We start from the raw sequence: 24613 nt of genomic DNA, 5'->3' as shown, positions 1-24613 counted from the left end.
GAAATTGACCACGAGACACTTTTGCCCCGTGGTCGCTGTCATGGAGCGGAAATTCCCTTAGAATTCCTGCCATTCACTCATGTCGAGTGCATTGGCACCCGACGTCATGGCATAGCGCGGCTTCGGCCGACGTTCCTGCGAGACGACAACCACTGGTGCCGGACGTGCCTGATTGGCGACCTTGAACCGGCCGACAAGCTGCGACAGCCCAGCCGCTTCTGCCGAAAGCTTGTGTGTAGAGGCAGAGGTCTCCTCAACCATGGCTGCATTCTGCTGCGTGACCTGGTCCATCTGGTTGACGGCCGTGTTTACCTCGGCAAGTGCAGTCGCCTGTTCCTGCGATGCTGTGGCAATAGAGTGGATGCGATCATTGATCTGGGCAACGTAGTCACTGATCTCGGTCAAAGCGCCGCCGGTGTCCTCAACGAGCGTGACACCAGACTGAACGCTGGTGGCGGAGCGGCTGATCAGAACCTTGATATCCTTGGCTGCCACGGCCGAACGCTGCGCCAGTTCCCGTACTTCCTGAGCGACAACCGCAAACCCCTTACCGGCTTCACCCGCACGAGCGGCTTCGACACCGGCGTTCAAGGCAAGCAGATTGGTCTGGAAGGCGATTTCATCGATAACATTGGTGATCTGAGCAATTTCGTCGGAGGCATGCTTGATTTCCGCCATGGCGGTGATGGCACGACCAACGACATCCGAGGACTTCCCGGCGCGATCCTTGGCTTCCGACACAATCCTGGTTGCTTCGTGAGCACGGTCGGTCGACTGCCGCACCACTGTCGTGATTTCGTCAAGAGCTGCGGAAGATTCCTCAAGCGCCGCGGCCTGCTGTTCGGTTCGCTTGGAAAGGCTATCCGAAGACGTACGAAGTTCTTCGCTGTTCGCGTTCAACGTATCACTTGCTGTGCGAATTTCGCCCACGGTTTCCTGAAGGCTCGCAATCGTGTTGTTGACGTTTTGCTGAAGCTGCTGGAACACGCCCTTGAACTCGCCCGTCATCGTCTGGGTGAGATCACCGTCAGCCAGGAGGCGAACGACCCGGTTGGTCTCGTCTACGCCGGTTTCGACCGACTGCACGAGTGTGTTGATATTGGCGGCAAACTGGTCAAGAGCGTCATCACCATAGCTCGTTCCCACTCTTCTTGAAAAATCACCGGCTGCCGCAGAGGTCACGACCACAGCCATCCCCTGCTGCAGGCTGTCGCTCTTTTGCCGCATCGCCGCTTCCTGGGCGTTCATGCGCTGCACCTCAAGGCCGTTCTGCTTGAAGACCTCGACTGCCGCTGCCATTTCACCGATTTCGTCTGAGCGCTGCAAAAACGGCACGTCCGCGCGGAAATCGCCAGCGGCCAAAGTCTTCATGACGCTCGTTACGGTTCTTATCGGATTGCTGATCTGATGCGTGGCGATGTAGAACGCGATCGCTCCGCCGCCAGCAAGTCCGATGATCGTGACGGCGGCCATAATGACCAGGACGCTGGACTGAAACGCCTGGAGGTCAGAGCTGATTTCAGCAAGCTTCGCCTGGTTCTGATTAACGACGTCGTCGATTTCTTTCTGATAATGCTTTCTGTTGGCGCGGTTTTCTTCGGTGTTCCCGTGAATGTTCGAAGCCGCTGGCCCCTCGGTTACAGCGATGCGTGCCGTCTCTGTCCGGAAGCGAGTAAATGCCGTCGCTTTCTCACGCAGCTCCGAAAAGTCCTTTTTCTGCTCTTCAGGAACCAGAGGCTCCCAGGCATCAAGCAGCGTGTTCATCTTGGCCAGCGATGCGAGCGCACCATCCGCAAATGGCTTTGCCGCTTCGACTGAGGTTGCGGCATAGGTGCCGCGAAGGTCCATGACGACCGCCGTGACAAGCTTATTGAGCGCTTCGCCGTTCAGTGCGCGGTTAGCGGCGTTTTCAAGCCGATCAACACGAGTGTCGTAAACGCTGAGGGTGTAAAAACTGATGGCGCCGATGGTAAGCGCAGTCAGCGCCATCACCGCGACGATCGAATAGATCTTGCCACGAATGTTCATGGTTGCTCCGAAGGTATGCATATTTTTTGAGGGAGGTTGGAGCCTTCATGGCTTCGCGATCGCTTAATTAGCCATAGATGATTAACGCAATATGACCTGACCCCAATTGATTTGCCGCCCTGAAAACTAGTTGTGGGGGTCTTCGAGAGCGTGGAGCAAGGCGTCATCAACTCAGGCGCCAGCGAGGAAAGGGCGCCACTGTCGCCAGAGGGCGATTGCGGGAAAAAGAAAGTACAATGTGTCTCAGGAGACAACTGCCGGGCACGCGTATCGCTACGCCCGGCAGGTCTGGTGCTTATTCGACCTTGGTGTTCTCGATGCTCAGGCCCGACTGGAAGGTCAGGAAGCCCGGCATGTTGGTAAAGCCAGTCACACCTTTTTTGATGGCGTAGTTCTGTTCGCGCCACATGAAATAAACCAGCGGTGACAGCTCCAACGCGCGATCGACGAATTTGTCGTAGATCTTTTCCCGCTCGGCCTTGTCGACCGTTGCGCGTCCCGTATCCAACAGCTCATTGATTTGCTGGTCGTTGAAATAAGGGGAATTGTTGGTTCGCACGAGCTTGTCGCCACCGTAATAGTAGTTGCTCAGCCAGTCAGCGTCTGTGATTTCACCCAGACTTCCCAACACTGTAAAATCATAGTCTGCGGAGGTTGCCTTCGCCATGCGGCTGGCCCAATCCGGCAGATCGAGCGTGACCTTGATGCCAATTTTGGCGAGTTCAGACTGGATTGCGACTGCCGTGTTCTGGTGAAAGCTATATTGCGACGACGCCAGCAGACGAACCTCGAAACCGTCTGGATAGCCCGCCTTCGTCAAAAGCTCTTTCGCCTTGGCGACATCATGTTTGAAGTAGTTCGCCTTTGCGTCGGAATACCCCATGTACCCCTTCGGAATGGCAATGCCATAAATCGGGCTTCCCAGACCATTGAACGCCGTATTGATGATGACGCTGCGATCCACGGCATAGGCAATGGCCTGTCTGACCTCTGGCTTCGAAAACGGCTCGAACTTGGTGTTGAATTGCAGCCCCATGAATGGACCGGTATTTCTGAGAAGTTTTGTCTCCGGACCTTTTTCCAGGTCGGCGGCATCCTTTGCAGGTACGTAGTCGATAATATCGACATCCCCAGACTTCAGCGCATTTACGCGGGTATTTTCATCACTGTAGAAGACATAATGTACTTCATCGAGATCAGGCTTGCCCTGCTTGTAGTAGTCATCGAACTTCTCGACAACAATTTCGCGTCCACGGGTCCAGCTTGCAAACTTGAATGGTCCGGCACCAACCGGCGTCGCAGTCGGGTTGTTTGCGTTTTTCGCAAGCCATGCGGCAGGGACGATGACCGATTCCGGCAACGCAAGATAATCAACGAGGGCGACCGACGGCTTGGATAGCGTGAGCTTTACGGTCTTCTGATCCGGCGTCTCAATCTTCGAAATGATAGAGAGCTCGTTACGGAAGGCAGCCTTGCCGGCAGGATCAAGCATGTGCTCCAGCGATGCTTTCACATCGGCAGCGGTAACGTCCGATCCGTCGTGGAACTTGGCAGCGCGCAGGTGGAAGGTGAACTCCTTCGCATCGGAACTGACGTCGTAGCTTTCGGCGAGTTCTGGCGAAATCTTGCCATCGATACCGTAATTGACGAGCCCACGATGAATGGCGAGCTTCACTGTGCGTCCGGATGTACCGGGCTGGACCACGGTATCGAGCGTTGACGGCTCGCCGGATAAACCGAAATACAGTGTGCCATCAGCCAAAGCCGCCGTGGCGGCTAAGCTCAGGAAACTGCTGGCCAAAGCCAGACGGAGAAATCTCTGCATAATTGTTCCCTTTCGTTGTTGTTTATCAGTTTTCGCGAAGTCTGGGGTCCAGGTGATCGCGCAGCGCGTCACCGAGAATGTTGATGGCAAGAACCGTGAAGGCGAGGCAGACCGAAGGCCATACGACATACATCGGGTTTTGACTGAGATAGCCACGTGCCGTTCCGATCATCTGCCCCCAGGACGGTTCCGGCGGAACGATGCCGAGCCCCAGGAAGCTCAATCCAGATTCCAGAAGGATTGCGGCGGCAATCGTCAGCGTTCCCTGGACCACCAGCGGTGGAAGGATGTTTGGCAAGATCGCCTTGAACACGACGCGCAGATAACTCGCGCCCATGGCATGTTCTGCCTCGATGAATTCCTGACGAATGACCTGCAATGTGGCGGACTGTGCGACGCGGGCAAATTGCGGGATGAAGATGATGCCGATAACGACACTGAGACTAACGACACCGCTGCGCCAGAACCCGACGGCCAGAAGCGCCAGAAGGATTGCCGGGAAGCTCAGCATGATGTCGACAGCGCGCATGACGAAAAATGCGGGCACAGGACGGCTGTAGGCACCGATAATGCCAAATGCCGTGCCGCCGATGGCCGCAATCACCGTCGAGACGACCGCAACGAGGATGGTCGGTCGGATGCCGACGAGAAGACGGGAGAGGATGTCACGACCGAATTCGTCTGTTCCTAGCAGATATGCAACAGAACTCGTCTGGTTCACGGCGTTCTGATTGATCAGCAGCGGGTCATGCGGCGCGATCGCCGGCCCGACCAGAGCGACTGCGAGAACCGCGAGGACGACGAGTAGACTAGCAAGAACGAGCGGACGGCGAAAAAGAAGAGACGTCATCATGCGCGCTTCCGACGAATACGTGGGTCGAGCAGGCTATAGAGAAGGTCGACGCACAGGTTGATGAGAATGAAGAGAGCGGCGATCATCAGGATGCTGCCCTGCACAAGCGGATAATTTCTGTTCGATACCGCCGTAACCAGAAGCGTGCTGAGGCCTGGCCAGTTGAAGAGAGCCTCGACGAGAACCGTTCCGCCCATCAAGTTGCCGAGTTGCAGGCCAACGATGGTCACGATCGGGATTGCCGCGTTTCGTAGAACATGGAGCCAGATCACTCTACGCTCACGCATGCCGCGTGCACGCAACGAACGAACAAAGTCACGACCGAGTATTTCGAGCATCGAAGACCTGGTCATCCGGGCAATCGACGCGGCCAGTCCGAGGCCAAGCGTCAAGGCCGGTAACACGAGCTTCTGGAAATGCAGGAATGCGTTGCGGGAAATGTCAGTGTATCCACTCGACGGCAGCCAGCCGAGGTTCAGGCTGAGTAACAGGATCAGGAGTGAACCAAGAATGTAGACCGGTACGGAGATGCCGAGTGTCGACAGAGATGTCAGAAGACCGTCGAGAAAACTTCCCCGCCGCAAGGCGGCAGCAATGCCGACAGGAACACCGATAAGTGCCGCAATCACAATCGCAGCAACGGCCAGTTCCATCGTTTTTGGCAGGCTGGCTGCAACGTATTCGATAACAGGATAGCCATCGAGCGAGTTGCCGAGATCACCGGTCGCGGCCCCTCCCAGCCATTTGACATATTGCGACAAGACAGGCTGGTCGAGGCCAAGCTGCTGGCGCATCGCAGCAACCGTTTCCGGCGATGGGTTACTTTCTGGACCAAGCAGCAACAGGACCGGATCACCGGGCATGATATACATGATCGAAAATACCAGCGTTGCGATCACCCAAAGCTGAATGAGGGCCGTTACCAGCCGTGAGCCGAGGACGATGATGAAGGAAGTGAACGCTTGCATCGTCAGGCCTCCATGAGTTTGGATTGCGCCTGGCCGATTTTCGGCACCGCGCTGAGGAGTGTCCGCGTATAATCCGCCTTCGGGTTGTCGAAGACGTCACGCGCAAGGCCTGTTTCGACGATCTTGCCCTTTTGCATGACTGCGATCGTATCGCTGACGTGACGGACGACCGACATGTCATGGGAGATGAACAGGTAAGTCAGGTCAAACTCGTGCTGCAGATCCTGCAAAAGGTTCAGGACCTGAGCCTGAACGGAAACATCCAGTGCAGAGACCGCTTCGTCACATATCAAAAGCCGCGGATTGAGCGCCAGCGCGCGGGCGATCACGATACGCTGACGCTGACCACCCGAAAACTCGTGCGGGAAACGACCGATCGCATTTCGAGGCAAGCCAACCGCATCAATCAATTTGGCGACACTCGCAATACGATCACGACCGCCCTGATGGATGTCGATCGGCGCGGCCACGAGGTCCAGAACGGTTTGCCGCGGATTGAGGGAACCGTAGGGGTTCTGGAAAACAAGGGCGATGTCGCGGCGCGCGGCACGCATCACGCCGCGATCCAACGAAACAAGATCACGACCGTCGAAATTGATCGAGCCGCTATCCGGTTCGATCAACCGCATTACCAGTCGCGAAAGGGTCGATTTGCCACAACCGGATTCCCCGACAAGACCAAGTGTCGAACGGGGCGCGATCGAGAGGTTGACCTTGTCGACCGCACGGAATGCCTGGGGCGTGGCAAGGGCGCTTTCCCGGACCCAATAGGTTTTCGTCAGGTCGCGAATTTCCAGCAATGGGGTGAGTGATGTATCCGCGGATGCGCGCGGTCTGGCCGGTGTTTTGGCAACACTGCTGGTAATGATACCGTCTTCGCCACGCACGATGATCGGAAGCTGGGTCTTGGGCACCGACATTGACGGCATCGAGGCGATCAGTGCCTTGGTGTAATCGTTCTTAGGATCGGCAAAAAGATCGGCGGTGGCCGCCTCTTCCATCAGGTCGCCGTGATAAATGACGGCGACGCGGTCTGCGACCTCATAGATCACGCCAAGGTCATGGGTGATAAGCAGCACCGCAGCGCCGATTTCGCGATTGAGACCGCGTAGCAACGTCAGAACCTGTTTCTGCACCGTTACATCAAGTGCGGTCGTCGGCTCGTCGGCAATGATGACTTCCGGTTTGCAGGCGACCGCCATGGCAATCATCACACGCTGACACTGACCACCGGACAGTTCATGCGGATAGGACCGCATGCAGCGCGCCGGGTCGTGTATGCCGACCTTTTCCAGCAACTGCAGTGCGAGCTTTCCAGCTTCACGACGCGATACATTCTCATGCAGCAGGATCGCCTCAACAATTTGCTGCCCGCAGGTGAAAACGGGATCAAGCGACGCCATCGGATCTTGGAAGATCATCGAGATCCGCTTTCCGCGAAGCTTTTGCAGCACGTCTGCCCGAGCGGTTAGAAGGTCCACACCGGCAAACTCGACGCGGCCGCTCGTCACGACGGCATTGCGGGGCAAGAGGCCCATCGCAGCCAGCGACATGATCGTCTTCCCGCTGCCGCTTTCGCCGACGAGGCCGAGTATTTCCCCAGAAACCAATGAAAGGGAAACACCCTTCACCGCCGGGCGCAATTCAGACCCGGATCTGAACGCAACGGAAAGATTGTTTATTTTCAGAATTTCCCTGCCCGGCATACCGCGATCCAATCTGCGATGCGCTCCTGACAGACAGGAGCAGGTTCCCGTTTTTTGCTCACTTATGGAGCTTATTTTTTAACATTAGGCACAAAGCTTCAAACTGCGTCAAGCATACGTTTGCATTTTTGGCGTTTCTTTTCGTTTTTGGGAGTTTTTGCAGCTTTTTTAGAATTTCTCCCAAAAAGCATCTTGCCAGATCGAAAAACCGCGCATACCGTTCATGCAAACGAATGCATGGCCACTGGCCAGGCTGGAGGGAACGATAATGACCGCTGGAAATTCCGGCCGGGTGGCGCTTGTCACCGGCGCTGGCAGGGGCATTGGATTGGCAATCGCCCAAGAACTTGCAGCAAACGGCTACCGACTAAGCCTTGGCGCACGAAGTGTCGCAGCCCTCGAGGCCGCCTTCGGTCCCGAGAACGAGCAATTCCACTACGCCTCTTTCGACGCCTATGATCCGGCGAGCGCGGAAGCATGGGTTTCTGGCGCGGTGGAAAGATTTGGAAGAATTGACGCGCTCATCAACAATGCGGGCCTGGGTGAGCGCGTCGCGCTTATGGACGACAATGACGAGGCGCTCGACAGGTTATTTGCGGTCAACGTCAAAGCTCCCCTGCGGATGACACGCCTGTGCATGCCGCATCTGGAAAAGTCCGGCACCGGCAGGATCATCAACATTGTTTCAATGTCCGGAAAGCGGGTTCGCAATGCCTTTGTCGGATACAACATGACGAAGTTCGCGGTCATGGGGCTGACGCACACCACCCGTCATGTTGCGTGGGACAAGGGTGTCAGGGCAACCGCCATCTGCCCAAGCTTCGTACGCACGGAGATGAGTGCTTACACGAACAAGGTCACGCCAGACGAGATGATCCAGCCGGAAACATTGGCGTCGCTTGTTCGCACTGCAATCGAATTGCCCAACACTGCTGCCATGGCCGAGATGCTGGTGAACTGCCGCCTCGAAGACATGCTTTAAACACGATGCCGAGGTCGAACCCATGAGCCGCATTATTCCGGACGCCGTTCCGTCCAGTACGTCCCTGCCAAACAAAGTCGATGTCGTCATCATAGGCGGCGGCATTGTCGGCGTTTCGACAGCGCTTGAGCTCGCAGAGCGAGGTGTCTCGGTCGCATTGTGTGAAAAAGGCCTGATCGCCGGCGAGCAATCCGGGCGCAACTGGGGCTGGGTTCGCCAGATGGGCCGCGATCCTGCAGAGCTTCCACTTGCGATGAAAAGTCTGGCACTCTGGAAGGGTATGAACAGCCGTATCGGGGAAGAAACCGGGTTCCGGCAGACCGGTATCGTCTATCTGTGCAGGAATGCACGCCAGGAGGCCGAATATGAAGCCTGGCTGGTCCATGCTCAAAAGTTCGGACTGGATTCCAAACTTTTGCGCAGCGCCGAACTCCGTCAACATCTGCCAGGCATGACGGAGGGTTTCACAGCCGCGATGCATACATCGAGTGATGGACGCGCCGAACCTTTTAAGGCCGCGCCTGCCATAGCCCGTGGCGCCATGCGCGCCGGCGCCCATATCCTGACCGGCTGCGCGGTTCGTTCGATCGAACGTGCGGCAGGCAGGGTCAGCGGTGTCGTGACAGAACGTGGACCGATCGCATGCTCTTCAGTCATCCTTGCGGGGGGTGCATGGTCACGGTTGTTTGCCGGCAACATGGGGATCGACTTCCCCCAACTGAAGATCCTCGGCACCGTTGCCCGTGCAACAGCGGTCGATGGCGTCCCGGACCTTCCCGTCGGAGCCGACAATTTCTCGTTCCGCCGCCGCCTCGACGGGAGTTTTTCGATCGCAATGCGCAATGCCAACATTGCACCGATCGTTCCGGACAGCTTCCGCCTTTTCACCGATTTCGTGCCCACCCTGATCAAAAGCTGGCGTGAACTGACTTTGCGGGTTGGAAACCGTTTTTTGGAAGAATGGAGAACGCCACGATCCTGGTCGGCGGACGCCATATCGCCGTTTGAACAGGTTCGCATTCTCGATCCGGTCCCTTTCGAGCGTTTCAATCGCGAGGGGCTCGAGCACCTGATCAAGGCGTTTCCCGCATTTGCGGGAAGTCGCATCACCCAAAGCTGGGGCGGCTTGATCGACGTCACCCCGGATGCTGTGCCGGTCATCGGCCCGGCGGGCAACATTCCTGGCTTCTATATTGCCAGTGGCTTTTCCGGGCACGGCTTCGGCATAGGGCCGGGCTCCGGGCGTCTGATGGCAGACCTGGTGACCGGCGCAACCCCATGCGTCGATCCCGCACCTTTCCGCTTTGATCGTTTCAAAAAGACCAAGGCAGCCTGATCCGCTTTCGAACAACCTTGGCCAAAGAGGGTAACGTAATGGCATTGAGAATTGGCGTGGATTCTGGTGGTACTTTCACCGATGTCTGCCTCTTCGACGAGGCAACTGGCAAGCTCGACATCTGGAAGGTGCCGTCGACCCCTGATGATCCTTCCCGCGGGATCGCAAACGGTGTTGCAGAGAGTCTTTCCACCGTTGGCAACACAGCCGGCAATATCGCTTTTCTAGGACATGGCACGACAGTCGCCACCAACGCACTGATCGAACTGAAGGGCGTTGCGACCGGGCTGATCACCACTGACGGTTTTCGCGATCTCCTCGAGATCGGTCGCCAGAAACGGCCAAGTCTCTATGACATGAACGCGGAAAAACCGGAGACACTGGTCAGCCGCGACCGCCGACATGAGGTTCCCGAACGACTGAAAAGCGACGGTTCCCAAGATCTTGCTCTCGATGAGGCAAAACTGCGTGCTGCCGTTCGCGAACTCGCACAGGACGATGTCAAGGCAATCGCGATCTGCTTCCTTTACGGCTTTCTGAATACCGCGCATGAGCGCCGCGTGGTCGAGATGATACGCGAAGAGATGCCGGATGTTTTCATCAGCGCATCCCACGACGTTGCGCCGGAATTCCGCGAATATGAGCGCATGTCGACGACCGTCGTGAATGCCTACCTTGGCCCCGTCATGCAGCGTTACATCGACCGCCTCAAGCAGAGACTGACAGAGCTCGGAGTACCGGTTGCGCCGCAACTGACGCAATCGAATGGCGGCGTTATCGGCTTCGACATGGCTGCGCAACTTCCGGTCCGCACCGTGCTTTCGGGCCCAAGCACCGGCGTCGTCGCGGCCCAGGCGGTTGGCAAAATGGCCGGCTTCGACAACATCATCACCTTTGATGTCGGCGGCACATCGAGCGACGTTGCACTCCTTCAGGGCGGCATTTGCAAGCTGACCGGAGAAGCCAACGTCCATGGATATCCCATCAAGGCACCGATGCTCGATATTCACACGGTCGGTGCTGGCGGCGGTTCAATCGCTTTTGTTGACTCCGGTGGTCTTCTCAAGGTCGGCCCGCGCTCCGCAGGCGCCGATCCCGGTCCCGTCTGCTACGGACGCGGCAACACGGAAGCAACGGTGACCGATGCCAACATCGTCTTGCAAACCCTCAATCCGGTCGAAATTCTGGGCGGACGCATGAAGGTCAGGCGCGATCTCGCTGTTGAAGCCATCCAGCGCCTCGCTGACCAGCTCGGTCTTGGCCTGATGGAAACCGCACAGGGCATCATCTCCGTCGTAACGGCCAACATGGCCAAGGCCATTCGCTTGATCAGCGTGCAACGCGGCCACGACCCGCGCGATTACGCTTTGATGGCGTTCGGCGGCGCAGGGCCACTGCATGCTGCGCGCCTTGCCAAAGAGCTGGATATGAGCCGTATCATCGTACCACTCACCCCAGGCACGCTCTGCGCGCTTGGCCTGCTCCTCACCGATCTGCGTTCCGACTTTGCGGTGTCGCGCTTGATGAAGGTCGATGAAGGCGCCGTCGACCCCATGGTCAGCGGCTTCAACAGCCTGGAAACGCAGGCGGCATCCTGGTTCAGCCAGGAAGGGATCGAGGCCGACCGGCAGGTCATCAATCGTACGGCCGATATGCGCTACGTCGGCCAGAACTATGAATTGCAGGTCCAGGTCCCTGCGGGACCGGTCGGCAGTGACACGCTTGAAGCGCTGGTAAAGGGTTTCGAGCAAGCGCACCTGCAGCGCTTCGGTTTTATAGCCGAAGGCGAGGCTATTCAGATTGTTACCCTGCGCCTCGAAGCGGCTGGCCTCGTTAACAAGGCCCAGTTCACACCGCAGCCGGATGCTGGCCCGGCCTGCGATGCCGCCATCATCGGCACGCGCGATGTCTATATGGACGAAGTCAGGGATTTCGTGCCCTGCCCCGTCTACACGCGTGAAAAGCTCAAGCCCGGCAACCGGATCGCCGGTCCGGCGATCGTCGAGCAGATGGACACCACAACTGTAATCTTGCCGGATATGCAGGGCGTGGTCGACCCGTACCTCAACCTCATTCTGGAGATGCGCGCATGACCAAGATCGACCCAATTACCGTCGAAGTCATCGGTAGTGCACTGACCTCGATCGTTGAGGAAATGGGAGAGGCGCTGGTCCGGGCCAGCTACTCCACCAACATCAAAGAGCGACGCGACTGCTCGACGGCCCTGTTCGACCGCAATGGCAACACCCTCTGCCAGGCTGAACACATCCCGATGCATCTCGGCAGCTTCATTGGCATCATTCCGCACATCAACAAGCGTTATCCCGCCGATGACATCAAGCCCGGCGACGTCTTCATCGGCAACGATGCCTATGAGGGCGGCGCAACCCACCTGCCCGACATTGTTCTGGCCGAGCCGATCTTCCATGGCGACACCATGGTGGGTTGGGCCGTCAACACCGCTCACCACGCCGATTTCGCCGATCGTGGTCATGCTCATATTTACCAGGAAGGCATTCGCATTCCGCCGGTGCGGCTCTACCGCGAGGGTGTCTTGCAGAAGGACCTTCAGGACCTGTTTCTTCTCAACTGCCAGGTTCCTCACGAACGCCTATCCGATCTCAGGGCACAGATGTCGGCGAACCGTCTCTGCGTTCGCCGTATGCAGGACCTTTGCACGAAATACGGTGCAGACAAGGTTCTGGCCGCGGGCGACGCGCTGCAGGACTATGCCGAGCGCAAGATGCGCGCAGGTATCGCAGCCATTCCGGATGGGACCTACTCATTTACCGACTATTTTGACAGCAATCAGTTTGCCGCGGTGATGGAATTTAAAGTCGACATCACCGTCAAGGGCGACGCGATGCATCTGGCCTTCGACGCGCCACCCCAAGTTGCTGCCGGCCTCAACGTGATCTACACGGCCCTGCTCGCAACCTGCTACTACGCCGTCAAAGCTGTGATTGATCCGACAATCCTGCCCAATGCCGGCCTGTCTCGGCCGATCACGGTGGAAGCACCCTATGGATCGCTGCTTAACTGCAAACATCCGGCTGCCGTCGATGGCCGCATCGCGGCGTGCCAAAGGGTCGCCGATCTCGTCCAAGGTGCCCTTGCGAAAGCCTTGCCCGGCAAGGTGACTGCAGCAGGAAATGGCGCCTGCACCGGCGCCCTCTTCACCGGCACGCGTGAAGACGGCTCGCTCTGGGTCTACCTCGAAACGATCGGTGGCGGCGCTGGCGCAAGACCGACGGCAGATGGCCTGAGCGGCGTACATGTCCACATGACAAACACCTCCAACCTGCCCGTCGAAGCGCTGGAGCTGGAGTATCCCCTCACCCTGCTGCGCTACGAACTGGTCAACGGATCGGCCGGTGCAGGCACCTGGCGTGGCGGTATGGGCCTTCGCCGTGTCTACCGCATCGAGGCAGATTGCCGCTTCAGCGTGGAAGGTGGCCGTATCGCCGTTTATCCCTGGGGCCTCGACGGCGGCTTGCAGGCGACCGGCTCTCAGTTCGATTTCGGAAATGGCCAGAAAAACCTCCCAGGAACCGTGCAGCTCAAGGCCGGCCAAATCGTCGAATTGGTCACTCCTGGCGGCGGCGGCTACGGCGTGCCATCCGGCCGATCCGTCGACGACATTGAACGGGATCTGCGCGAAGACCGGATCACAGCCGATTTCGCAGAACGTGTCTACGGCTACCAAACTCAACACGAAACACATCGGGCAGCGACCGCCTGATTGTCGAACACCACTCGAAAAATGGAAGGAATTCAAACGTGGTCAAGGTAACGAAAGTCAAGTCGGGCAGCCTTTACGAAGAGAAGGAAAGCTACTCACGCGTCGTGGCGGTGGACAATTGGGTATTCGTCTCAAATACGGCTGGCCGGAATTATAAAACCCGCGAAATGTCGACCGATCCCGTAGAACAGGCCAAGCAATGCTTCCACAACATTGAAGGCGCGCTGGCCGCCGTGGGAGCAACACTCGCTGACGTCGTACGCTCGCGGGTCGTCATCCCGAACGTGGACGATGCCCCGTCGGTGATGGCCTATGTCGGTGAAAAATTCCGTGGCATCGATCCATGCAGCACCGTTACATGCCCTCCGCTTGGAGGCCCTGATTTCCGCGTCGAGATCGAAGTGACTGCATATAAGGGTGTCGGTGCGGCCGGCTCCGAATATATCAACGTAAGCCTCTAAAAAAGCACCGGCCAGTCCCAGACGGACTGGCCGGTACTTTAGAGCATCCTTGAGTTGAGCCATCAGCTTTCAGTTTTCTCACCCTGTCTGTAAGATGCGCCGAAACCGATAAATTCGAGGACTTCCTTTTGGCCGATACCAATCCCACCCAGGTAGACGATTTCCTGCCAGCGGAACGGCGTGAAAAAATCATGGAGTGGTTCGCAGCCAATCAGGTGGCGTCGAGCCAGGAACTCGCCAAACGCCTTAACACGTCGATTTCCACAATTCGGCGCGACCTGGACTACCTGGCGACACAGGGCATTGTTCGCCGAACCCATGGCGGGGCCGTGCGTGTTCGCCGCAACACAACATATGAGCCCCTCGTTGAAGAGGCTCGCCAGACGTCTGTTGAAGAAAAACGGGCCATTGCCGCAGCTGCCGCCAAGGTATTGCAGCCCGAGCAAAGCATTCTGATCGATTCGCGCTCGACACTTCATCAGTTTGCCTATGCTGTTGCCGACCTGACGATACCGCTGACCGTTGTGACCAACGATGTCCACGTCGCCTTTATTCTTGCCAACAAACCCCACATCAAACTTGTTGTGCCTGGTGGCATCTGTCGCCCCGGCGCCTACTCGCTACTGGGAGAAACCGGCATCAACTTCGTCCGCGAACTCCGCTGCGACCACTTTTTCCTGTCCTCGCAGGCCGTCGACACCGAATGTGTCAGCGACACTTCACTGGAACTGGTCCAGCTTCAAAAGGCGATGATTGAAGCAGCTGCAGAGACTACGCTTCTCGTCGACAGCAGCAAGTTTGGCAGCCGGACGATTTACCGCACGGCTCCCATCGAGAGCCTCACCCGTATTATCACCGACGAAGGCCTCGATCCCGAAGAGAGAGCCAGATATTCCCTCCTTGTACCGCAACTCGTGATCGCGCCTTATCTGGATGAGCCACAGGAGGAAACCGAATGAGAGTGCTGACATCCAAGACTGCGACTGAAGCATCGTGAAGGGCATGGAAACTCAAAAGGAACGGCCCGCAGCGGCGATCACGATCGTCGACATCGCGCGACTGGCTGGCGTCAATCCTTCCACGGTGAGCCGAGCATTGGCGGGTTCTGAAGCAGTTACAGAACAGACCCGCAAGCGAATTCGCGAGATCGCACAGGCCAATGGCTACGTTGCCAATCACAACGCCCGGCGCTTGAGATCGCGCAAGGCTGGTCAGGTCCTTGTTATGCTGCCCAACATCGCCGCCTTCTCGCACCCTCAAATCATTTCGGGGATCGAGGATGCACTGGAAGAACACGGCATCGGTGTTATCGTCGGAAGCACGAAGGGAAATGCCGAGCGCGAAACCGCGCTCGCGGAGCAACTCGTTACCGGAGCAGCTGACGGTGTTATCGTCCTCACGGGACGAATTCCTGAAAGCATATCGGCGTCTCCGCACTATCGACACCGCATCATTGCCATTTCACGTCCTGTCGACACCGCGGATGTCGCCTTCGTGGGGATCGACGACAGGCAGGCCGCATATGATGCGACCCAGCATCTCCTCTCGCTCGGCAAATCGGAAATCGTTCATTTGAGCGGTCCAAGCGATAGCCCGATCTTCACCGCACGCGCCAGAGGATACACCGATGCGATGACTGAAGCGGGTTTGGCAGACAGGGTGGAAGTCGTCCATCTCCCCACCTTCACGATCGATGCCGGTCGCGCCGCTATGCAGCAATTGCGTTCAAGAGAAGCGCCTCTCAACGCGATCCTCTGTGCAAGTGACGAACTTGCTTTCGGAGCAATCCAGGTCGCGAAGGAACTGGGGATCAGGGTTCCAGAGGATGTCGCATTTGTCGGTTTCGACGACCATCCTGTCAGCGGCGCCTTCACGCCGCCTCTCACCACAGTCAAGATACCCCGCCATTCGCTTGGTTACACCGGTGCAAAAGCCCTGATGCAGCATCTGGAAGACGGCAACGTTTCCTCAACCACAGAATATCTTCCTCATACGCTTTGCATAAGAGAAAGCTGCGGCTCGAAACAGTGAGACAATCTTATACGGCAATGTGTTTTGCCGAGCAGAAGATTATCCTCGAAGCGCATCCACGAACAGCGTTCTGAACGCCTCTGCATCCACGCCCGTGGCCACCGTACAATTCGGCACGCGTCCCGCAAGATGGCGCTCGCTGACCGCTGCGACCACCTGTCCAGCCGCAGCACCACTATCGGTGTAGATAGAAACATGCGCGTCGACCGTCTTGAAGATTTCAGGCTCCAACATATAGGCGATGGCAGCGAGATCGTGCAGGCACGGATCTTTTGAGCCGTAGTGGATCAGCAAATGCGCAGCCTCTCGTGCAACGGGCGTGTCAATTGCCTGCATCTGACGGATCATATCCTCGGTGACGGTTGCCTGACGGGTAACGTCAAGACCGAGCATCGTGATTGGGATGCCACTGTCGAAAACGATGGCGGCTGCATGCGGGTCGACCGCGAAGTTGAATTCGGCCAAAGGCGTTGTATTGCCCGGGCAGAATGCGGCACCACCCATTATGGTAACTGCACTGACGAAATTCGGGAGGTCCGGATCGAGAAGCAGCGCCATCGCCAGATTGGTGAGCGGACCTGTCGCGCAGATGTGCAGTTGCCCTTCCTGACGTGCGATCCGAGATATCGCGTTTGCCGCATGCCCCTCGCGAAGCGCCATGCTGGCTGCAGGCAGTGTGCTACCAGCAAGCCCATCTGAACCGTGCATGATCGAAACACGGCCACGCGACGCCATGATCGGCCGGGCAGCGCCGGAGTAGACGGCAATATCCTGCCGTCCACACAGTTCAAGAATACGTCTTGAGTTGTTGACGACCGGCTCCAGTCCGACATTACCGGCAACGCAAGTGACGGCTACCATATCAAGCGCATCGGTTCGGCCGAGAGCCAGAAGCATGGCCAGCGCATCGTCGGCACCGGGATCACAGTCATAGAGGAAACGTAAAGCGACCATGACGTGTCTTAGTCCTTGTCGATCAGGAAACGGGCAGCGTCAGGCGCCCAACCGAAGCGTACTGTCGACCCGACCTCCACGTCACCGGCCGTGGCAGGCGCACGGGCGATGATTTCCTGCTTGCCAGCATCGATAATGACACGCAGTTCCGAGCCGCCATAAACGGTCTCGCGGACGCGTCCCTCGCACTCCCCGTCACCTAGTGTGATGACTTCCGGGCGAACGACAATAGCGCCTTTCGTGCCGTCAACCGGTGCTGTGCCAGGAATGGGCAGGATACCGATCGCCGTTTCGAGTTTACCGGCCTTCACCGTTCCGCGAATGATTGAAGAAACCCCAATGAAATCCGCCACGAAAAGGTTCTGTGGCTCATCATACATCTGACGAGGTGTGCCGAGCTGAGCGATCTTGCCATCATTCATCAGGCAGATGCGATCGGAGAGCGCCAGTGCTTCCTGCTGATCATGGGTCACGAAAATGATCGTAGCACCGGTCTCGCGGTGAATGCGTTTGATCTCGATCTGCATGATTTCACGCAGCTTCGCGTCAAGCGCGCCGAGCGGTTCGTCCATCAGAATGATGGCAGGATCGTAGACCAGGCAGCGCGCGAGCGCGACGCGCTGTTGCTGCCCGCCCGAAAGTTGCCAAGGAGAGCGCCCGGCCGCATGGGCGAGGCCAACAGTTTCGAGGGCCTTGGCAACCTTGGTATCGATCTCCGCCTTTGGCAGACTGCGCATTTTGAGTGCGAAACCCACATTTTCTGCCACCGTCATATGCGGAAAGAGCGCGTAGTTCTGGAAGACGACACCGATGTCACGCTTGTTGACCGGCGCATGGGTCTGATCCTTACCGTCAATGATGACATTGCCGGATGTGGGCTCCTGTAGGCCGCAAATGAGTTGCAGCAGTGTGGTCTTGCCGGAACCGGATGGCCCAAGCAGTGTCAGAAGTTCTCCCTTACGTACTTCGAGATTGACGTGATCAAGGGCAATGGTTTGGCCGTAACGCTTGGCGAGGCTCTGAACCTTAAGCTTGATGTCCTGAGTGGTGGCAGAAGCGGCAGACATATCGAATGGAGTTCCTTTGGTCGTGATGGGGGAGGCAGACGCGCGCATGTCAGCGCGGCCTTGCCTTTTCAGCGATGACGAAGAGCACTGTCACCACCGCCACGATGAAGACCGAGGCCGCAGCCAGGGTCGGTGAAATACTGAGAATGATATCGTCCCACATCTGCTTTGGCAGCGTTTGCTTGACGCCTGCCCCAACAAACAGCGCGATGGTCAGCTCTTCGAAGGAGTGCAAAAGACCAAACAGGAATGCAGCAATGGCGCCACCCTTTACGAGGGGAAGAAGGACGAGGCGAACCTGCTGCCAGCGGCTTGCGCCGAGCGTGGCTGCCGCCTGCAGAAGGCGCCAGTCGAACCCACGAAATGTCGTCAGCAGAATAACGAAAACAATGGGCATGGCCGAGAGTGTGTGGCCCAGAATAATTCCGGTATCGGTTGCGATCAGACCAACCTTTGCCAGCACATAGAAGAGCGATACCCCAATCACGATATTGGGTACGATCATCGGCAGCATGAACGACAGGAAAATCAATCCACCGGCCTTGCGCTGCGTACGCGCCAGTCCATAGGCCGCAAGACCCGAGATGATGGTCGCAACAATTCCGGTCGCGATCGCAACGATGACGGAACGCGTGGTGGCACCCATCCACTGGTCAGAGCTCAGATAGGTCTGGAACCAACGCAGCGAAAAACTCTTCGGCGGGAACTCGAGGAAGCTCGAGCCAGAAAATGCCATCGGTGGGAAAGCCAGCACGGGTATGATCAGAACCGCAATGACGATCCAGACGAAAACGGTGAAGACCGTCCGACCGAGACGGGCCGGGAAGAGATTTGCGATGAAATCGCTGACGCCCGCGCCGATCTCCACAACGGCGCCACCGATAGCACCGATAATACCCCCGCGTTTTACCGCGGCACCGTTTCCGGAAACGGCCGACATACCAAAAAAGCGGTCGTAGACGGCAATGGTGATAAGGGTCACAGCAAGAAGAAGTGCGGCAAGGGCACCGGCAAGGCGCAGGTTGAAGAGTTGCTGCACCTGGGTGATCATCATCTGGCCGATCACCGTTTCGCGCGGAGATCCCAGCAATGCCGGGGTAATGAAGAAACCAAGCCCCATGACAAAGATCAACAGGCCCGCTGCGGCAACGCCCGGCATGGAAAGTGGCACGAAGATACGCCAGAAGGACTGGCTGCGGCTCGCACCCATCGTCATCGCCGCCGGGATCAGGCGGCCATCAATCGTCAGCATGGTTGGCAGCATAGTAAGGATCGCAACCGGCAACATGGCATGCGCCATGCCGAAGATCACGGCACCGCGTCCATAAAGCAGGTCGAGTTGCGTATCGAAGCCCATGCCGGTCAGCATCTGGGCGACGATGCCCTTGCGGGCTAGAAGCACGATCCAGGCAAAATTCTTCAACAGCGGACTAACCCAGAAAGGCAGAAGAACCAGCCACATGGCCATTCTTCGGCGGCGTTCCGGCATTCCTGCCAGCCACACCGCGATCGGATAACCGACCAGAAGGCAGACAATTGTCACCTGCGCAGCAATGGCAAACGTATTGGCCAAAACCTTCACGTAAACGCCAGCAGAGAACATCTGCTCGTAAACGCTAAGGTCGAAGGAACCGGACTTTGGATCGACGAAAGATTGCCAGATGAGTGCGCCTGCCGGAAGGATCAGCAACAGCGCCATATAGACAAGCCCCGGCGTCGAGAGCCAGAGGCTGTCCAGCCGCAGGCGCTTGCGAGAGATTGTGTCTTTGGCAGAGAGTTCAGCCATTGGGGGTCCTGTTCGTTGAAATGGCCCGTCCCGCGCATCGCGGAACCGGGCCACCCATGTCAGATATGGAGCCCCGCCGATAGGCGGGACCTGAAGCTCAGGCGGCGCAGATCAGCCAAGGATCCACTGTTCGAAGCGCTGCGTCAGCGCATCCTGATGTTCAGCCCAGTATGCAGCATTGAGAACCGTCAGTCCCTTGATGTTGGCAGGGGCAGTCGGCAGAAGCTCTGCCTTTTCAGCACTCAGATGTTCATAGGCCTTCATGTTGGTCGGGCCGCAGGCAAGAACGTCCGTGTAGGCTGCCTGACGCTTGGGATCGAGGCACCATTCGATGAACTTGCGGGCAAGATCCGCCTTTTCAGTGTTGCCTGCAATCGTCCAGCCATCGATGTTGAAGAGGCCACCGTTCCAGACGATACCTGCCGGTGCACCCGCATTGATCGCCGCCTGGGCGCGGGTCGACCAGGTCGACATCATGTCCAGTTCGCCGTTCTGCAAAAGTTGCGTCGCATGCGCGCCGGATGTCCACCAGATGTCGATATTGGACTTGATCTTGTCGAGGCTCTTGAAGGCGCGATCAACATCAAGCGGGTAGAGCTTGTCGAGCGGAACGCCATCCGCGAGCAACGCCATTTCCAATGTGGTCACCGGGCTGCGCCACAGGCCGCGACGGCCCTTGAATGCCTCGGTGTTCCAGAAATCGGCCCAGCTCGACGGGACCGTCTTCACAGTATCTTTGCGATAGCCCATGGCGAGCGCGAAGATGGCAACACCGGCAAAGTCAGGCTCGAAGGTATGCGGGGTGAAGTCGTCCTTGTTCGGCACGTCGATGTTCAGCGGCAGCATGTATTTGTCGCCGAGTTTACGAATACGCAGAACGTGTTCAGGCGTCATCAGTGCAACGTCAAACAGTTTCGTATCCGTATCGATCGCCATCTTGTACTGCGGGATCGGGTCGGGCTCATTGGTGTTGGTCTGGATCGTGACACCCGTTTCGGCAGCGAAGGTATCATAGAACGCAACTTTAAAGCCTTCGTAGAAGGCACCGCCCATGTCGCGCACGACAAGCGTTTCGCCAGCGAAAACACGGTTGCCTTTGAGAAGGACCGGCGCCGCAAGTGCCATGGCAGCAAGCCCTGTCGTCGTTTTCATAAAGCCGCGGCGTGAAACGTTATTGTTCATTTTACCCTCTGAGTTTGTTTAACCTTCATCAATTACTTTTCCCGTCCGCATGGCTTCGGTAAATTACATTTTTCCGTGCATCTGCTTTGGTACATGCGAAGCAAGCGGGCGCCGGCTTGCACAAAACCGAACAACGGCCGATGCAAGAACGCTGTCGCAGATGTGAAGCTGGCTTTCTTCAATGAATTCGTCGGGACGGTGTCCCTGCTCCATGCTACCGGGCCCACAAATCACAACCGGGACGTCGAGCGCCTGAGCGAACAAACCGGCCTCTGTGCCAAAGCTCACCCGACATTCCTTGCTGCCCTTTGGCAGACATTGGGCGAAGACCTGAACAACTGGATGATCTCCATCGATCGAATGGCCGGGATAGTTGCCGTTGATTTCAATGTCGATTGCCGCTTCCTTGAAGCGCTCCTTATAGGGAGCAACTGCAGCGGCACCGGCCTTTCGGACCTGCTCTGCGAGAGCAAGCGGGTCGTCTACGGCCATCATCCGGCATTCCATCAGAAGCTCGGCATGATCAGGCACAAGGTTGACTGCAGTCCCGCCAACCAACTTGCCCACATGCACCGTTGCGTAAGGAACTGAGTATCCTGGCTCGCGCGGACCACGGGCCTCGATATCATCCTGCAGGCGGCGCAAACCCGAAATGAAATCAGAGGCTATATGCAACGCATTCAGCGCAAGAGGTGCTTCGGCCGAATGACGCGGAACACCGGTCGCTTTTACCTGGAACGCCATCTTGCCCTTGTGACCCAAGCCGAGCTGCATTGATGTCGGCTCACCGACCACAATCAGATCGGGCAGGATATCGCGGGCCGCAATTTCTTCCAGCATGGGCCTGACACCAACGCAGCCGATCTCCTCGTCATAGGAAATCGCAAACCAGAGCGGCGAGGCGAGGCGCGTTCCATCGATGCTTTCTGCCAACGCCAAAGCAGAGGCGACAAAGCCCTTCATATCGGTCGTACCGCGACCGTAAAGCCTGCCATTTTGACGCGTCATCGCGAAGGGCGGAACAGTCCAGTCCTGACCTATCACCGGCACCACATCAACATGGCCGGAAAGCATGAGCCCGCCCGGAACATCTGGTCCCAGACGCGCCAACAGGGCCGCTTTCTGTCCGGTGGTGTCATAGAAGCGTTCACAGACAGCGCCAGCATTTGCCAGCGCTGAGTCAATTTCTTCTATCAACGGCAGATTGGTATCCGAACTCACAGTGGGATAGGCGACCAGCCGCGCCAACCAGTCCTGCGTCGCGGTCACAGCTTTGCTTCCGCAGCATCCATCGCCGCGTTAATGTCGCTGATAAGGCCAGCAACTTCTGCTTCGGGAATGGATAGACGCAGACGACGCTCAAGCGAAGTAAAAATGCCGAAGAACGAGTTCGAGCAGTGGTTGAGCATGCGCATTGCGTCGTCGTTGGAAATACTGCACCGCTTCGTCAGATACGCCGAGATATGTTCGCAGGCGATGGCATTCGGCAGCACGTAAGCAGGTTGCGTATCATAAGCGATCCTGCGGAACGGAAGAACCGAAGGCTTGATTGCCAGATCGGCAGAGAGTTTCGGATCACGAGAGGACGCGCCAACAACGATACGAGCCTCTACACCCTCTAGCACCCAGCGACCAAGGGCCGGGTCCCAGATCGCCAGATCCGAACCTTTCAGGATGATTTCCACCCGTTTGCTTTCGCCAGCCTCCAGAACCGGCTTGGCAAAGCCTTTCAGTTCCTGCGGCGAACGCTTCAACCGCTTACCGCGAGCTTGCAAATAGAGTTGTGCGATTTCGGCACCGGCACGATCACCGGTGTTGGTAACGGTGAATGCAACAGTGATCTCATCGCGAAGCCCGATCTCTGATGAGGAGAGCGTGAGGTCGGAATAAGCAAACGTCGTATAGCTCAGGCCGTGACCGAAGGGGAAAAGCGGTTCGATTTCGCGCAGATCGTAGGAGCGGTACCCCACATGGATGCCCTCTCCATAGATGTGACGGCCGTTTTCACCGGGGTAGTGCAAGAAACCCGGCACATCGGCCAAACGCTTCGGGAACGTGACAGAGAGCTTGCCAGACGGGTTGACTTTTTCCGTCAAGACATCTGCGACCGCACCGCCCATGGCCTGGCCGGAATAGAAGGTGACCAGCACAGCGTTAACCTGTTCAATCCACGGCATTTCGACTGCATCGGGGCAGGCAATCACGACAGCGACCTTGTCTGAAACGGCTGCAAGTGCAGCAATCATCTCATCCTGTCCGGGGCCTAGCGCCAGCGTGGTTCGATCTGAACCTTCACCATCATAGGCGCCTTCCGTCGACGTATAGACGAGAACAAGATCGGCCTTTGCTGCCAACGCGAGCGTTTCTGCTTCTGCGTTTTCCCGGAAAGTCAGAACATGACCTGCGCCGAGCGCCTGTTGTAGCTGCTCCAGTGGCTGATCGACCATCGTCGGTATTGTCGTCGCGCAACCGGAACCCTGAATAACAGGTGTGCCCGCATCACGGCCGACAACCAGGATATTTTTCATGGCAGGCTGGATTGGCAGCAAAGCGTTATTGCGGACGAGCACCATGGAAGCCGCAGCCATTGCCCGCGCTTCGGCATGATGGTCGTTTGCCGTGTAAACAGGCACCGGCGCCTTGGCACCAGCATTACAACGCTCGATCATATCGAGCATCCGCTGGCACGACAGATTGGCAACTTCTGCCGGTATGGATCCATCGTTGAGCGCTTCCAGCAGATCCGCTTTGCGGCGTGGGCTTTCCGGCATATCGAGGTCACCGCCAGCCATCAATGAAACGGCACGATCCTTGATGCCATGCCAGTCGGAAACGACAACGCCTTCAAAACCCCACTCTTTGCGCAGAACCTGATCGAGAAGCCAGGGGTCCTGAGACGCCTGAACGCCGTTCAGGCGATTGTAGGACGACATGATCGTCCAGGGCTTCGATTGCTTGATAGCGATCTCAAATCCCTTGAGATAGATCTCGCGCAGCGCGCGTTCTTCTACGACGCTGTCCATCGTCGTGCGTTCAACTTCGGAGTTGTTGCAAGCGAAGTGTTTGAGCGAGGTACCAACGCCCTGAGACTGGATGCCCTCGATAACGGCAGCCGATAGTTTGCCTGTCACCAATGGATCTTCCGAGTAGTACTCGTAGGAACGGCCGGCCAGCGGTGTGCGACGGAGATTGATGCCAGGCCCGAGAAGCAGGTGGACACCCATGGCGCGGCATTCTTTACCGAGCAATTCTCCCAGCCGTTGCATCAACCCTACGTCCCAGCTGTTGCCCATTGCCGAGCCATTCGGAAAACAGGTTGCTGGCTTCATTTCGCCCCAGGCGATGGCGACATCGCTGGCACGCTGATTGACGACGGAGAGGAACGCATCGAGGTCCATACCACCGCGTTCATCGCTGTCGATCTGCGGAATTGAATAACGAACGCCGTAGGTACCGTCAGTCATGACAATTGGCTTGATGCCGTAAGCAGGCACTGCCGCCGTCTTCCACATGCCGAAGCCGGAAAGGAGGTCGACCTTTTCCGCATTGGTCATCGCTTCAGCGATCGATGCAGTGTTCTGGTTTGCGGACTGGCTCTTCTCTAACATGCTTGGCTCCGTAATGCGGCGATCGCCGACCTGTCAGTGCGGCGTTGGCGCGCACACTGTCAGTCGATGGCAAAAAAGAAAAAT

Annotated in this window: 18 protein-coding genes; 7 read left to right on the top strand and 11 right to left on the bottom strand. The window is 57.4% G+C overall.

The window, feature by feature from the left end; translation table 11 throughout:
• Positions 1–57 precede the first annotated feature (57 nt).
• The 5 genes from HWX89_RS15630 to HWX89_RS15610 all read right to left on the bottom strand — a co-directional run bounded on the left by HWX89_RS15630 (position 58) and on the right by HWX89_RS15610 (position 7380).
• Positions 58–2028 carry a methyl-accepting chemotaxis protein gene (locus HWX89_RS15630; protein WP_138791816.1) on the bottom strand — a complete coding sequence of 657 codons (1971 nt, stop codon included), beginning with the start codon at positions 2026–2028 and terminating at the stop codon, positions 58–60.
• Positions 2029–2323: 295 nt separating this feature from the next.
• Positions 2324–3853 (bottom strand): ABC transporter substrate-binding protein, encoded by a 1530-nt coding sequence (locus HWX89_RS15625; RefSeq protein ID WP_138791817.1) that lies wholly within the window; start codon positions 3851–3853, stop codon positions 2324–2326.
• 25 nt (positions 3854–3878) lie between these two features.
• Positions 3879–4706: an ABC transporter permease gene (locus tag HWX89_RS15620; protein WP_138791818.1), complete on the bottom strand. Its 828-nt coding sequence runs from the start codon at positions 4704–4706 to the stop codon at positions 3879–3881.
• Positions 4703–5674 (bottom strand): ABC transporter permease, encoded by a 972-nt coding sequence (locus tag HWX89_RS15615; RefSeq protein ID WP_138791819.1) that lies wholly within the window; start codon positions 5672–5674, stop codon positions 4703–4705. Before HWX89_RS15615 ends, HWX89_RS15620 begins: the two co-directional genes overlap by 4 nt.
• 2 nt (positions 5675–5676) lie before the next feature.
• The gene (locus tag HWX89_RS15610) at positions 5677–7380 is read right to left on the bottom strand and encodes an ABC transporter ATP-binding protein (RefSeq protein ID WP_178340789.1); all 1704 of its coding nucleotides are present in this window, start codon (positions 7378–7380) and stop codon (positions 5677–5679) included.
• 268 nt (positions 7381–7648) lie between these two features.
• Here HWX89_RS15610 and HWX89_RS15605 point away from each other — a divergent pair, with 268 nt between their 5' ends.
• The 7 genes from HWX89_RS15605 to HWX89_RS15575 all read left to right on the top strand — a co-directional run bounded on the left by HWX89_RS15605 (position 7649) and on the right by HWX89_RS15575 (position 15932).
• Entirely contained in the window at positions 7649–8362 is a 714-nt protein-coding gene (locus tag HWX89_RS15605; RefSeq protein WP_138791821.1) for an SDR family NAD(P)-dependent oxidoreductase, read from the top strand.
• Between the two features lie 22 nt (positions 8363–8384).
• Positions 8385–9698 carry an NAD(P)/FAD-dependent oxidoreductase gene (locus HWX89_RS15600; RefSeq protein ID WP_138791822.1) on the top strand — a complete coding sequence of 438 codons (1314 nt, stop codon included), beginning with the start codon at positions 8385–8387 and terminating at the stop codon, positions 9696–9698.
• 38 nt (positions 9699–9736) lie between these two features.
• Positions 9737–11791: a hydantoinase/oxoprolinase family protein gene (locus HWX89_RS15595; protein WP_138791823.1), complete on the top strand. Its 2055-nt coding sequence runs from the start codon at positions 9737–9739 to the stop codon at positions 11789–11791.
• The gene (locus HWX89_RS15590; RefSeq protein WP_138791824.1) at positions 11788–13440 is read left to right on the top strand and encodes a hydantoinase B/oxoprolinase family protein; all 1653 of its coding nucleotides are present in this window, start codon (positions 11788–11790) and stop codon (positions 13438–13440) included. Before HWX89_RS15595 ends, HWX89_RS15590 begins: the two co-directional genes overlap by 4 nt.
• Positions 13441–13478: 38 nt before the next feature.
• A complete protein-coding gene (locus HWX89_RS15585; RefSeq protein WP_138791825.1) occupies positions 13479–13901 on the top strand; it encodes a RidA family protein in 423 nt (140 codons plus the stop codon).
• A gap of 128 nt (positions 13902–14029) precedes the next feature.
• On the top strand, positions 14030–14860 hold the full coding sequence (locus HWX89_RS15580) for a DeoR/GlpR family DNA-binding transcription regulator (protein ID WP_138791826.1): 831 nt from the start codon (positions 14030–14032) through the stop codon (positions 14858–14860).
• A 43-nt stretch (positions 14861–14903) separates the two neighbouring features.
• Entirely contained in the window at positions 14904–15932 is a 1029-nt protein-coding gene (locus HWX89_RS15575; protein WP_138791827.1) for a LacI family DNA-binding transcriptional regulator, read from the top strand.
• A 39-nt stretch (positions 15933–15971) separates the two neighbouring features.
• Here the strand turns inward: HWX89_RS15575 and HWX89_RS15570 are convergent, their stop codons facing one another.
• The 6 genes from HWX89_RS15570 to HWX89_RS15545 all read right to left on the bottom strand — a co-directional run bounded on the left by HWX89_RS15570 (position 15972) and on the right by HWX89_RS15545 (position 24529).
• Positions 15972–16886, bottom strand: coding sequence for a nucleoside hydrolase (locus HWX89_RS15570; RefSeq protein ID WP_138791828.1), 915 nt, complete (start codon positions 16884–16886; stop codon positions 15972–15974).
• Between the two features lie 8 nt (positions 16887–16894).
• A complete protein-coding gene (locus HWX89_RS15565) occupies positions 16895–17953 on the bottom strand; it encodes an ABC transporter ATP-binding protein (RefSeq protein ID WP_246705188.1) in 1059 nt (352 codons plus the stop codon).
• A gap of 49 nt (positions 17954–18002) precedes the next feature.
• A complete protein-coding gene (locus HWX89_RS15560; RefSeq protein WP_138791830.1) occupies positions 18003–19739 on the bottom strand; it encodes an ABC transporter permease subunit in 1737 nt (578 codons plus the stop codon).
• Between the two features lie 111 nt (positions 19740–19850).
• Entirely contained in the window at positions 19851–20921 is a 1071-nt protein-coding gene (locus HWX89_RS15555) for a polyamine ABC transporter substrate-binding protein (protein ID WP_138791831.1), read from the bottom strand.
• Positions 20922–20984: 63 nt separating this feature from the next.
• Positions 20985–22190: an acetylornithine deacetylase gene (gene argE / locus HWX89_RS15550; protein ID WP_138791832.1), complete on the bottom strand. Its 1206-nt coding sequence runs from the start codon at positions 22188–22190 to the stop codon at positions 20985–20987.
• Positions 22187–24529: a glycoside hydrolase family 3 C-terminal domain-containing protein gene (locus tag HWX89_RS15545; protein WP_138791833.1), complete on the bottom strand. Its 2343-nt coding sequence runs from the start codon at positions 24527–24529 to the stop codon at positions 22187–22189. Before HWX89_RS15545 ends, argE begins: the two co-directional genes overlap by 4 nt.
• Between the last annotated feature and the right edge of the window lie 84 nt (positions 24530–24613).

It is taken from the genome of Rhizobium sp. RM (genome assembly GCF_013390595.1).
Classification (GTDB): domain Bacteria; phylum Pseudomonadota; class Alphaproteobacteria; order Rhizobiales; family Rhizobiaceae; genus Agrobacterium.
This window is presented reverse-complemented; position numbering and strand designations above follow the sequence as displayed.